The sequence below is a fragment of the Streptococcus sp. HMSC070B10 genome (genome assembly GCF_001808665.1).
Lineage (GTDB): Bacteria > Bacillota > Bacilli > Lactobacillales > Streptococcaceae > Streptococcus.
On the sequence record NZ_KV794152.1, the window covers coordinates 475,998 to 489,060 of the forward strand.

8 protein-coding genes and 2 pseudogenes are annotated in these 13,063 nt (G+C 41.1%); 3 read left to right on the forward strand and 7 right to left on the reverse strand.

Translation table 11 applies throughout. The features are described from left to right. The 7 genes and pseudogenes from HMPREF2613_RS03950 to HMPREF2613_RS03980 form a co-directional block, all read right to left on the reverse strand. A pseudogene (locus tag HMPREF2613_RS03950) lies at positions 1-127 on the reverse strand (ribonuclease HII); the annotation flags it as partial. Beyond that, the gene (gene ylqF / locus HMPREF2613_RS03955) at positions 114-965 is read right to left on the reverse strand and encodes a ribosome biogenesis GTPase YlqF (protein ID WP_070479133.1); all 852 of its coding nucleotides are present in this window, start codon (positions 963-965) and stop codon (positions 114-116) included. The pseudogene HMPREF2613_RS03950 and the gene ylqF, both read right to left, overlap by 14 nt. A gap of 189 nt (positions 966-1,154) precedes the next feature. Next, a complete protein-coding gene (locus HMPREF2613_RS03960) occupies positions 1,155-2,333 on the reverse strand; it encodes a hypothetical protein (protein ID WP_070479135.1) in 1,179 nt (392 codons plus the stop codon). Between the two features lie 17 nt (positions 2,334-2,350). Next, a complete protein-coding gene (gene addA, locus HMPREF2613_RS03965; protein ID WP_070479137.1) occupies positions 2,351-6,004 on the reverse strand; it encodes a helicase-exonuclease AddAB subunit AddA in 3,654 nt (1,217 codons plus the stop codon). Further along, positions 6,001-9,276: an ATP-dependent nuclease subunit B gene (rexB, locus tag HMPREF2613_RS03970; RefSeq protein ID WP_070479140.1), complete on the reverse strand. Its 3,276-nt coding sequence runs from the start codon at positions 9,274-9,276 to the stop codon at positions 6,001-6,003. The genes addA and rexB overlap by 4 nt, the downstream gene beginning before the upstream one ends. A 106-nt stretch (positions 9,277-9,382) precedes the next feature. Next, a pseudogene (locus HMPREF2613_RS03975) lies at positions 9,383-9,802 on the reverse strand (EVE domain-containing protein). Next, on the reverse strand, positions 9,795-10,256 hold the full coding sequence (locus HMPREF2613_RS03980; RefSeq protein ID WP_070479142.1) for a MarR family winged helix-turn-helix transcriptional regulator: 462 nt from the start codon (positions 10,254-10,256) through the stop codon (positions 9,795-9,797). The pseudogene HMPREF2613_RS03975 and the gene HMPREF2613_RS03980 overlap by 8 nt, the downstream one beginning before the upstream one ends. Positions 10,257-10,402: 146 nt before the next feature. Here HMPREF2613_RS03980 and HMPREF2613_RS03985 point away from each other — a divergent pair, with 146 nt between their 5' ends. The 3 genes from HMPREF2613_RS03985 (at position 10,403) to HMPREF2613_RS03995 (ending at position 13,025) form a co-directional block, all read left to right on the forward strand. Beyond that, complete coding sequence (locus tag HMPREF2613_RS03985) at positions 10,403-11,212, forward strand: Cof-type HAD-IIB family hydrolase (protein WP_070479145.1); 810 nt, start codon at positions 10,403-10,405, stop codon at positions 11,210-11,212. 141 nt (positions 11,213-11,353) lie between these two features. Continuing rightward, positions 11,354-12,262 (forward strand): ATP-binding cassette domain-containing protein, encoded by a 909-nt coding sequence (locus HMPREF2613_RS03990; RefSeq protein WP_070479147.1) that lies wholly within the window; start codon positions 11,354-11,356, stop codon positions 12,260-12,262. Between the two features lie 10 nt (positions 12,263-12,272). Then, on the forward strand, positions 12,273-13,025 hold the full coding sequence (locus HMPREF2613_RS03995; protein ID WP_070479149.1) for an ABC-2 family transporter permease: 753 nt from the start codon (positions 12,273-12,275) through the stop codon (positions 13,023-13,025). The last annotated feature ends 38 nt before the right edge of the window (positions 13,026-13,063 follow it).

Genomic DNA, 13,063 nt, shown 5'->3' on the forward strand with positions numbered 1-13,063 from the left:
TTTTTTTACGCTTGCTGATTTCCTTTTGAACTCCAGAGCGATTATCCTTTTCAAACTCTAAAAAAATAGGACTATCAAGGTCCTTGACAGTAGCAAGGAGTTCTTTGATTTCTTTAATCGTCGCCATCGAGGTCTTCCAATGTATCTAAGGTATAGTTACCGAGTTTGCCATCACGGACTTCCTTTACGAAGAGACTGTAAAAACGGTCATAGTCGTCACGGAAACCAAGGGCGCGGGTCATATCCATAATAATAACAGGCGCTTCTTCTTCAATTTTCATTTGTTTGAAGCGTTCGGCCAACTTTTCTGGATAATGTTCTTTGAAATAATTGAGGCCAAAAATAGTTACCTCGTCCATAGGAAGCAACTGGTCTTTAATAGCTCCAGTCAAGGCTAGTTTAAGAGCAACAGTTTCGTCTTCGAATTTAGGCCAGAGAATCCCTGGTGTGTCCAAGATTTCCAGGTCTTTATTCGTTTTGAGCCATTGTTGCCCTTTGGTAACACCTGGTTTATTGCCGACAACGGCAATTTTCTTACCAGCTAAACGGTTCATAAGAGTGGATTTACCAGCATTTGGAATCCCGACAATCATGGTACGCAAGGTTTCAATCTTGATACCACGTTCTTTCTGACGAGCAATCTTATCCGCCATGAGCTTTTTGGCCGCATCTGTTACAACTTTTACAGTCACTTGCTCTTTGGAGTTGATAGCTAGCGTCTGAATTCCTTGTGATTCAAAATACTGGCGCCATTCCTTGGTCATTGCTGGATCGGCCAAGTCCGCCTTGTTTAAAATCAAGAGTTTTGGTTTGTCACCAACAATTTTGGTCAACATAGGATTTTGACTAGATAGAGGTAAGCGGGCATCCACCAAAATCGTCACAAAATCAACAAATTTTAAATTTTCCTGAACCTGTCGACGAGCTTTAGACATGTGACCAGGAAACCATTGAATAGTAGCCATAATATATCTCCTTCGGATTGAAAAAAATTGTAAAAACGTTTTCTTTCTTATCCTCTATTCTATCATAAATTATTCTTTTTTGCATAAGCTTTTATTTGTAATAGCTACTTTTTAAAGGAAGACTGATTTCAACCCCACTTGATTTGTATATTAACCTTATATAAAATTCTATGTCTCATATATTTAGTTTTAGATGAGTATTCGAGATAAAAATGGGACTATGCAATTTGTTAGAATCCCTTCTATCCAGCTTTCTTGTGCTGAGGATAGATGATCTGACTTGAGGCTTTCTTTTAGAAAATCTCGAACTTGTTCTGGTGCGATTTCAAACTCAAAGGCTTTCATTTTATAGAAAAAGTCGAGAAGATGGTCTGACAGATATTCAGTTGAAAATGGCACTTCTCCACTTTTTCGATATTCTAATAAGAGTCGAGCAAAGCGGGATTTTTCGTCAGGAAGCTCACGGAAATAGGAATTGAGGAGCCAGGTCTGCTTCTGCTTTCTTTCAATTGGATCCTGACTAGCAATTCGTTGGTCTTTTTCTAGCTCTTTTTGGTATTGTTTGGCCTTGATAGCCCGTTCTGTTCGATTTTTACCAAAAAGAATTTTTTCCCACTTGCGTTCTTCTTGGGTTAGGGTTTCTGTAAAGCCAAAGTAATCCTGATAAGCCCGCTCTGCCGGTCCCATGGCTAGAACTAGATTGTCTGCATATTGTTTGGCGATTCTATCTCTTTTCTTGCGCTCTTTCTCTGCCTGGATACGGAGTTCCTGTTCGTAGTCAATTTTTTCCTTCCCTAGCTTGACAAGGTAGAGTTGGTCATCTGATTTGCCAAGTAAAAAGGGTTTGATACACTTTTCAAGGACTTCTTCCATCCGAGCCTTCTTCTTGGGCTCTGCCTTGGTCCAACTTCCTCCTTGAAAGACTTCTAGGAAGAGCTGGTAGTCTTTCTCAGGTGAGAACTGATTGCCACGATTGGGTTTAAAAACACCTTTTTCCCAGAGCCATTTTAGAAGACGCTCGTCAAAGTCACTCTTATTGACTTTGATTTTTTCCTTTTTCTGGGCTTTTCTGGTTAGATTTTCAACCTTTCTGAGCAGTTTTTCTTCCTCTTCCAGTTGCTGGTCAAGGGTCAATCGATGAAAGTGTCTGACGCAGTCGCTACCGATGGGAAAGAGGCGTTGGCCTGTGATACCGTTAAAGAGTTCGTAGGCGTATTTGATAGCATTTCCACAGACACAATTGCTACGACCAATACCGTTAAAAATCAAGGAAACTTTATTCCATTCCTTGGTAGCTTGTTCCCAAGTATCCGCTTTTGAAGCCTGTAAAACCGCATCGTGCAGGGATTTTCTAACTGGAAGTGTCATGATGTCTCCTTTCTAGATTATACTTTTACAACCTGAACCTCGTCTTTACCGAGTAAAATCAAGTATTTTTCAATATTTTCAATCGAATAGGCTCGAGATAAAGCCTCTCCGTATAGGACTAACTGACCACGATAACGGTCTATGAGTTGACTTGGTTCATCATAGCGGTCTGTCTTATAGTCGAAAAGAACAATTTTATCTTCGTAAAGTAGATAGCCATCAAGGATACCACGGACAACAAAGTCTTCCTGACTCTTTTGGTCTCGTTTGAGCATGGAGAAAGGTTGCTCGCGATAAAGATGGTTGGTATTAGCAAGAATTTCCTGACCGAGTTCTGTGTCAAAGAATGCAAGAATTTTCGCAAGATTAATCTTGTCTCTGACAGCTGGGTTGGTTTGAACTTGTTTGAGAGTTTCTGTCAGGCTAGCAAGCGTTGGTCGCTGGCTGAGGTCAATTCTCTGCATGAGTTCGTGGGTAGCACTACCAATCTCAGCTCCTGTTACCTTTTCTTTGGTTGAAAAATCTGGCAAATCAAAGCTGATTTTCTTGTCTACTGACTGGCCTTGACCTGCAATCTCGACACCTTCCATATCCATAACTGGTTCGTAGAACTTCTTGATTTGACTTGGGGTTTGAACACTAGGAAGTTCAATGGCTACACGGTGAAGAGTATTATAAACTTCTACTTCTTTCAGCATTTCAAGAGCTTCTTTAATGGTATCTGACTGACGATTGTCTGCTTGGGAGCTATCTTGGAGAGGACTTTTGTTTTCCAACTCTCCTATAGATTCTCTAGTCAACTGGTCTTCACCAACAAAACGATAGCGAAAGTTGAGCTTATCCTTTGCAAACACTTTGCTGATAGCCCAAATCCAATCTTGGAAATTTTTGGCTTGGAGTCTAGTGTTGCTGCTTAGTTTTCCATTTTTAGCTGCTGGGTATTCCTGGGCTTCCAGCTTTTCACGAGAACCCTTGCCGACAAGATAGAGTTTTTTCTCAGCCCGTGTCATAGCAACATACAGCAGACGCATCTGCTCTGAATAGCTTGCCAGCTGTAATTCCTCTTCGTTCTGCCTATAGGTCAAGCTAGGAATGGAGAGTTTGATGGTTTTAGGATAGTGATCTTCCACTGCTCCTGTCTCCATTTTGGCAATATATTTGACACCTAGACCGTTTTTACGGCTGAGAATGACCTCTGACATGCTGTCTTGCTTGTTGAAATCTTGATCCATATTGAGGATAAAGACGTAAGGAAACTCTAGCCCTTTACTTTTGTGGATGGTAATGAGCTCTACTGCATCTTTTGGCGGTGCGACAGCCACGCTTGCCAAATCGTGCTGAGCTTCTAAAACTTGGTTAATCATACCAATAAAACGCGACAAGCCTTTGAAATTGCTCTTTTCAAATTGATCAGCACGCAGAGCTAGTGCATAGAGATTAGCCTGTCTAGCAAGACCATTTGGTAAAGCCCCCACATAATCATAATAAAAACGGTCGTTATAAATCTTCCAAATCAAGTCATATAGGGAGTGGGTTTTGGCATACAGGCGCCAAGAAACCAAGATATCCATGAATTGCTTTAGTTTCTCAGCTAGAGCTGAGTGAATCAAGACTTTTTGGCTACTTACCATTTTTTGTGCATTGACCAGTTTCTCATAGAGATTTTCTTGGACTTTATCCTCCGCTTTCTGAAGAGATAAACGTGCTAACTCGTCCTCATCAAAGCCAAACATTGGAGACTTCATAAGGGCAACCAAGGCATAGTCTTGCAGGGGATTGTGAATGACACGAAGAGTGTCTAGCATGACTTGCACTTCTAGGGATTGGAGATAATTGTTTTGCTCTCCGTCGGTTTCAACAGGAATCCCGTACTCAGACAGGGCGAGAAGAATCTGGTCATTACGACTGCGGCTGGAGGTCAGAAGGGCGATTTCTTTAAAGGCAACACCTTGTTCCTGATGAAGTTTAAGGATTTCCTTGATAACTAAGCGCATTTCCCCTGTTAATTTCGTTTCTGCTTGGCTCTCTTCTTCCTCTTGCCCGCTGTCGTCCTTATCGTAGAGGAGAAATTCTGCCTTGTTATCAGGATTAGGAGTCAGTTTGGTATTGGCAAAAACAAGCTGGTGCATGCTGTCATAGTTGATTTCACCGACCTCTTGGTCCATAAGACGTTCAAAAACATCATTGGTTGCTGATAGCACTTCTGAACTGCTACGGAAATTTTCCTTGAGGAGAATCAGCTTTCCTTCTTCAGGATTTTGCGCATAGCGTTGGAACTTCTCATTGAAAATCTGCGGGTCTGCCTGACGGAAACGATAGATGGACTGCTTGATATCTCCCACCATAAATCGGTTGTGGCCATTAGAAAGTAATTCTAGCATCCGTTCTTGAATATGGTTGGTATCTTGATACTCATCGACCATGACTTCGTGGAAACGCTCCTGATAAGCCTGACGAACTTGCGGGAATTTCTCTAAAATCTCAATGGTGTAATGGCTGATATCAGCGAATTCAAAGGCGTTTTCCTGACGTTTACGCTGACGATAAGCTTCCACAAAATCACTCATGAAAGATTGGAAGGTCTTAGCTAGTTCCCAGGTATCTCCATGATAACGTTCTTGATAGTCGAGAATCGTTATCTGATCTGCTAGTTGTCCTAGTTTAGCAAACTGGGTCTTTCTCTCTTCGTTGTAGGCATCAGCCAGGGGCTTCAAATCAGCCTTACGGCTGGCATTGGTCAGAGCTCGGCCGTTTTTCTCTTTCGAAATTGCGATAACACGCGCAAGCACCGTTTGATAAGCCTGACTATCGGACTCTTGATTTAAGGAGCCAATTTCATCCAGAATCAACTGAACATTTTCTAAATAAGCAGCCTTGGGAAACTCCTTGGCATCATTATCCAGATGATAACGGAAAAAGCTTTCCAAATCCCAAAGGGCTTGCTGGATTTGCTCGGTTAGTTTTTCTTTTTCACTGGTAAAATCAGCTTTCTCAAAGCCTTTGAGGAAAGATTCACTTAACCATTTCTGAGGATTGCTGGTGGATTGGAGGAAGTCATAAATTTTATAGACTTGCTGGCGCAGCCCCCGTTCATCCTTGCCACGCCCAGCAAAATTTTTCAGCAAATGGCTAAAGGTCTCTTTCTGTTTACCTTGGTAATAGGCTTCAAATACCTCATGAAAGACTTCGTTTTTTAGAAGAAGTTGCTCGCTTTGGTTTTGTAAAATACGGAAATTTGGCGCAATATCAAGCAGATAACCATGTTTGCCAAGGAATTTTTGTGTAAAAGAGTCCATGGTTCCGATGGATGCGTTGGGTAGGTCTGCCAACTGGCGACCCAAGTGTTGTTTGAGGTCAACATCGATACTTTCTTGGATTTGTTGGCTGATTTTTTTCTCCAAACGTTCCTTAAGCTCTGTGGCAGCTTTGACGGTAAAGGTTGAGATAAAGAGTTGAGAAATTTCGACACCACGCGCCAATTGATCTAGAATGCGCTCTGCCATGACAAAGGTTTTACCAGAACCAGCCGACGCTGAGACAAGGATATTTTGACCAGAAGTGTAGATGGCTTCGATTTGTTCGGCAGTTTTCTTTTGTTCCTTGCTCGAATGCGCTTCTGCTTCTTGCAGTTTTTGAATCTCCTCCTCAGTTAAAAAGGGAATGGGCTTCATCGATTCAACTCCTCTCTTATTTTTTCAAACCAAGCTTGCTTGAGTTTTTCTCCGACCAGACGCTTGCCATCTGTTAAGTCCAACTTTTCTAGAAAACGGGCTTGGTCCAAGTGGTAATTGGCTTCAAATCCTGTGATGGATTGATGTTGCTGAACATATGGGGCAATGCTTCTGCCATTCTCTGTATAGGGATTGATGGCGAATTTACCTTCTAAAATCTTCTCTGCTGCTTTCTTGTAAAGATGGGCATTGTAGTCCAGTAGGAGCTGGAATTCCTCATCCGTCAGCTGGTTAGCCTTGTTTTTATTGTAAAATTCGCCCAAATGACTGCTTTCTTTTTCTAAAAAGAGGCCTTGGTATTTCATTGATTTGCTAGCTTCTACTACTGCACCTGCTAGACTTTTAACGGCCATCAGAGATTGGACTGGTTCAGCCATTTCCAAGTACATAGCACCGAAAAAGTTCTGCTCCCCTTCTCTTTTTATGGCGGCTAAATAGGTTGGCAGTTGGGAATTAAGCCCATTAAAGAAATGAAGAAACTGGAACTGAGTCAGACTGGATTTGTAGTCTACCACTCCAATCGCTCCATCAGCTTTCAATCGGTCAATGCGGTCAACCTTACCTCGTACAAAGACATTGCGACCATTGTCCAATTGAATAAAGGCTTGCTCTTTGCCGCCAAAATTCGCTTCCTCTTTGATGGTTTCGATGGCTGGATTGTGTCGGAGAATATGTCCAGTCGTTCGTGCAACATCAAGCAAAACTTCCTTGGTAAACTGGGCTTCCAAACTTTCCTGATAAACTGCTTCAAATTCGCGTTCCTGACTGGTTTCTTGGATAGCTTGTTCTAGACGGTTGTCAAAGGAATCTTCATCAGATAACTGCAAGGCACGTTCAAAAATGCGGTGCAAGAAATTTCCGTGACTGCGGGCATCAGGACGTAGACGTAATTCCTCTTGCAAGCCTAGAACATAACGGAGGAAATAACTGTATTGGTTTCGGTAAAACTCCGTCAAACCAGAGGTAGACAGGTAAAATTCCTTGTCAGCTGGATAGAGAGCCTGTAAGGTATCCTTGGTCAACTGCTTACTGCTTGGACTGGTTGGGAGGGCTGGATTTTCCAGACCTTGCTGGTCTAGTTTTTTACCCATGACACGAGCTAGAACCTTAATAAAGGTCAAATCTTGCTCAGTCTCACTCATCTCGCCCTGCTGGTGATAGACAACCAGACTAGACAAAAGACTGTGATAGGACCCAATATCCTCCTTAGACAGCCCTTTGTGATTTATCTTCTTCTCTTTCCTGCTAAATCCAAAATGGACTAGCTCTTGAAGATAAGCTGATTCCTTGCTTTCACTTTCATTAAAGAGGCTTGGAGCCGACAAGACCAACTGCTTACGAGCAGAATTGATCAAGGAAAGCATAGTATAGCGATTTTTCTTGAGGTTTTCACTGCTGGCAATCAGCAATTGAACGCCTTCTTCTGTCGCTTGGTTTAGTCTCTGTCTTTCTTCATCTGTTAAAAGACTGGTATTTTGCGCAATTTTTGGTAAATTATCCTGAGTCAGCCCGATGGCATAGACAAAGTCAGCAGTCAGAGGAGCAATCAAATCGTAACTCTGCACCAGAACGGTGTCCACTGTTGCTGGAATAGTGCGGTATTGGGACAAACTCATTCCAGAATGGAGCAAGGCTAGGAAGTCCTCTAGACTAACCTGTGAACCAGCAAAAACAGTCGCAAATTGCTCTAAAACGTGACAGAAAGCCTTCCAAACTTCGGCTTGTCTTTCCTGATCAAGAGCTTCCATAGTGGCTGTCAAAACTTGTAACTGCTTGGTCACAGCTCCTTCTTTTAGAAAGACATTCCACTTTTGTAAGAGATTTTCAGCCTTTTGTTTTCGGCTGGCAAAGAGAGTCTCAAGAGGTGTTAAAATACGCAGACGAAGGGCATTTAAACGTTCTAAATCAAATTTTCTATGGTGTGATTTGGTGAAGGCTTGCTGAAAGGCTGGTAAGCCATTGATACCAAGATAGCGGATATATTGCTCAAATGCGTCAATATCAGCCTGACTAAGGTCGGTATATAAACCCGTTCTGAGGAGGTTAATCAAATCTTCCTGACGGAAACGATAGCGTTTTAAAGCCAAGGTAGACTCGACAAACTGTGTCAAAGGGTGGTGGGCCATGGATTCGCTTCTACCAAGATAGAAAGGAATCTGGTACTGGTCAAAAATGGTTTTAAGAGATAACTGATAAGAAGCCACATCCCCCAAGAGAATACGAAAATGCTTGTAACTCAGATTTGAGTTCTCGTGTAATTTCTGACGAATGCTACGGGCTACTAGCTCCAACTCCTCCTTTTGCGTCAAGCAAGACCAGATTTGTAAGTTGTCACGGTCCTCATCATCGACATCCAAGGTGAATTCTGAGAAGTCATAAGACGACTCCAGTAAACGAGAGGCCTTGTCAAAACTATCCATCTTTTCATGAGTTTGAGAACAGTCCTGAGCAGGTGTTTGGTATTTAGAGGCTAGATGATGGAGAAACTCCACACTGGCTTGGTAGAGGTTACCCTCGCTAAAAGGGCTGGTATAAGCTTTCTTACTAGCATAAACCCCAATAACAATCTCAACACCCTTGCCATGAAGTAAGTCCACAACCCGCTCTTCCTCGGAAGAAAAACGGGTAAATCCATCAATAACCAAGGCGATTTGAGTGAAATCACTACTTACTTTGTTATTCTCAATAGCCTCAATCAAATGAGACAACTGACTTCCCTGAGCCAACTGACCTTGATTAAGATAGGCTGTTACTTTTTCAAAAATCAAGAGCAAGTCTACTCGCTTGTCTTCATCTGCCAAACTCTCCAAGTCTAAAAAGCTCATCTGAGCAGTCGTCATCTCGTGATACAGTTCAATCAACTGCTGAATAAATTGAGGATCCTGCTTAATCGCACCATAAACACGCAAGTCCTTGGGGTCAAGTTCCGCAAGGCATTTATAAAAGGCCATCCCAAGACCGATATCATCAAGACTGGTCTTGGCAGGCAGGTCATTCAAGACCAGATAACGAGCCATCTGCGCAAAGCGCGTGACGGTAATCGCAAAAGAAGCCTGCTGGGACAAGCATTCCAGCACGGCGCGTTCCTTTTCAAAAGAAAGAGAGTTGGGGGCGATGTAGAAGACCCGCTTGCCAGCAGCAACTAACTCCTCCGCCTCTCTTGTTAGAATTTCAGTCAAAGAAGTCCGAATATCAGTATAAAGTAATTTCATCTCAGCCTCGTTTGGTTTATCAAAGTTTCTTACTCTATTATAGCAAAGTTCGCTTCACAGTCCAAATCCAAAATTCTTGTTGATAATCATTTAACTAGCAAATCAATCATACTTCATCATCCACTTTCATATGATGAAAGATATAGAGGAAAAAGTCTTTGGAAACTTCAAAATGTCCATAACGAAGCCGAGAAGTATAGTCTTTCCATTCAGGATGTTGTCTGGCTATTTCTATGGAACAATCTTTGACTGGTTGATAATACTCAACATTTCATCTAAAGGGAAAGAATCCTTCGAACTGCTCTACTTGATAGGCTTTGTCGTCTATAATCTTACCTACAGCCACAAAAGTCTGTAACTTATCCTGACCGTTCATATCGTATTTTGGACTATAGTATAAAAGATAGTCACCTTTTTTCATACGGTTTAAGGGGCCACCCTTCCCATGACAGACCTGACAAAAATTCCCTTCAACTCCTCTTAAAACATGATTCTTCGAAACAACTCCGACCCAATATCTAGGCATTTTTATCCTCCAACACTGCTAACATGCGATTAAAACTTTCTCTATCGTTAGAAAGTTTTTCAAAAAATTTTTCATCAATCCCTTCTACTAAGGGTAAAGCTTGATTGACCTTCTCCGCGCCAGACTTCGTCACTGAGACCAGTTTTGCCCGACTATCCTTTGGATGCTGATCACGTCTAATGTAGTTCTTCTTCTCCAGTAGTCTAACAATCTGGGAAACCGTCATGACATCCATACCAGTGAACCGAGCAATATCAACTTGCGTTACATATTCCTCTCTATTGTTCAAAAACAAGAGCGAGGTTAAAACGATAAATTGAGGCAAAGTGAGGCCAACCGATTTCAAAACTCTTTTTAAATTACTTTCCCATTTGTTGTAAACTTTAATGAAAAGAAGACCTGTAGACTCTGTTTCATCATTTTTGTAAATTGAATTAAAGTGATACTTTGACATTATTTCTCCTTAAATATTAAGTATACATATTATATAAGATTTTATTTTCTTTTTCAAGAAAAGGAAGCTTGAATTTTACAATTCTGTCAGACATTTTATAGTCGATATGCTATAATAAAAGCAAAACACATAGAAAAGGAAGTCTTATGATTAAACTACTAGCCTTGGATATGGACGGAACCCTCCTCAATGAAGCCAAGGAAATCCCACAAACTCATATTACTGCTATTCACCAAGCCATTGAAAAAGGTGTTAAACTGGTTCTCTGTACGGGGCGCCCGCTTTTCGGTGTCCTCCCCTACTACAAAAAACTGGGACTTGATCTCCAGAATGAGTATGTGATTGTCAACAACGGTTGCTCAACTCACCAGACCAGTGATTGGAGTCTGGTTGATTGGCAAGAACTCAGTCCATCTGACATTGAATACCTCTATGACCTAGCTAAAAAAAGTGAGGTTCAGTTGACACTTTTTGATGAGGAGCATTATTTTGTCCTCGGTGGTAAGCCTAATGAAATTGTTCAAAATGATGCTAAACTAGTCTTTTCAGACCTGACTGAAATTTCTCTTGAGGAAGCGACTAGTGGCAAATATCGCATGTTCCAAGGGATGTTTTTGGGGACAGAGAGCCAAACGGACGATTTTGAGAAGCGTTTTGCTGAGGAACTCTGCCAACGATTCAGTGGAGTTCGTTCGCAGCCTGTTATTTATGAAGCCATGCCACTTGGTACGACAAAGGCTACCGCTCTTTCTCGACTAGCAGATATTTTGAAGATTGATTCCTCAGAAATCATGGCCATGGGCGATGCCAATAACGATATCGAAATGCTCCAGTTTGCAGGGCTTGGGATTGCTATGGGAAATGCCAGCGATTATGTCAAATCCCTAGCTGATGATGTTACAGCAAGCAACGAAGAAGACGGCGTCGCGCGTGCCATTGAGAAATATATTTTATAATCAAGAAGCCCAGTTCATATAAACTGGGTTTTGATATTTAAGAATTCCTAAAACTTTAGAAACTCTTTAGAAATCCTTGAGCTTTCTTTGATTTCTATGCTTTATACTAAAATTATAAAAATAAATCAAAAGGAGAGAATCATGAAAACAGTACTCGACATTCATGGATTGTCCAAAAACTTTGACAAACAAGCTATTCTTCAGGATCTTCGTCTAACGATAAGGGAGGGAGATATTTATGGACTTATCGGGAAGAACGGAGCTGGGAAAACCACATTGATAAAAATCATTACGCAACTACTTTTTGTAGATAAAGGGACTGTTTCCCTCTTTTCTAGTCAATCGGAAAATGAGTGGACCAAGTCTCTATCTCGAGTAGGTTCAGTTATTGAATCACCTGTAGCTCATAATCACTTAACAGCCTATCAAAATCTGAAATATTACTGTATGATTCGTCATATTCCAAATGCTGATATAGTCATTCGTGAAACGCTGGACTATGTAGGTTTGACAGATACAGGTAAAAAAGTCTTTCGAGATTTCTCTCTTGGAATGAAACAAAGACTTGGTATTGCCATTGCCCTCCTATCCAAACCAGATTTCCTAATCTTAGATGAACCTATCAACGGTCTCGACCCAATCGGTATCAAAGAATTTCGACTAATGATTCAACGCCTCAATCAAGAACAAGGGATAACCATTCTCATCTCTAGCCATATCTTGTCAGAACTCTACCTCGTAGCTAATCGTTTTGGTATTTTAGATCAAGGCAAGATTATCCGTGAAATCAGCAAAGCTGAATTTGAAACACTAAGTGAGGATTACATTGTCCTTAAGACAGCTGACCAAGAGAAAGCTTGTCAAGTATTAAAAGAACAAATCCAGCTCCAGTTCAAGGTTGTTAATCCAGAAAATGAAATTCACATCTTTGGTCAGGAACAAGATGTCAAACAGATTCTTAAGGAATTAACCTTGGCAGATGTCGCCATTGACGAGATTTACTATGCCCGTCAAAACCTAGAAGAATACTTCACTCAATTGGTCCAATAGGAGGAAAATCATGATACATACCATTCAAGCAGACTTTTACCGTCTTTTCCGCTCCAAAGGATTCTGGATTACAGAATTTATTCTCTTTACTCTCATGCTAATGGGTGCAAGTATAGGAGCTACGGGTCATCTAATGGCAATCCAGACAGAAGAACCAGAAATTCCAACCCATGGCTGGGACGGTGTACAAGCCCTGATTAACGCGTCTAGTCAAGGTTCAAACCTCGTTTTTCTCTGTATTGTTCTAACTTGTCTAGTTCTCGGTGTTGATTTAATTGGAAAGCTCTATAAAAATAGTTTGACAGTAGGGGTTTCTCGTACCGAGTTTTTCCTTGCCAAAGCCTTTGTACTTGCTAGTATCGCTTTTTTACAACTTATTCTTAGCCTTGTTATTGCCTTTATTCCAGCAACTATCTTAAATGGATTTGGAACTATGCCTGATGGCTTTATTGGCAATCTACTGATAACCATTTCCCTTCAATTCCTTTGCCTCCTTGCTTGGCTTTCCATTGTTTCCTTGATCCTCTATGTTAGTCATTCTTATCTTGCGGTATTTATTGGATATTTGGTCAGCTCTATCTTACTTTCTATGCCAATGCTCATCTTCCCAAGTATCAAAATTTTGCCTTATTTATCATTGCAGTTTTTCTATGCTATGACTGCTAATAGTGAGTCAATTCTCTACACACTTATAGTTAGCTTAGCTGTTATTGTGATCTTTAATATAGGTGGATTGGCAGTTTTTAAAAAGAAAAGTTTATAAAAAATGACCTCCTCTAGACTACAGAGGAGGTTTCTTTT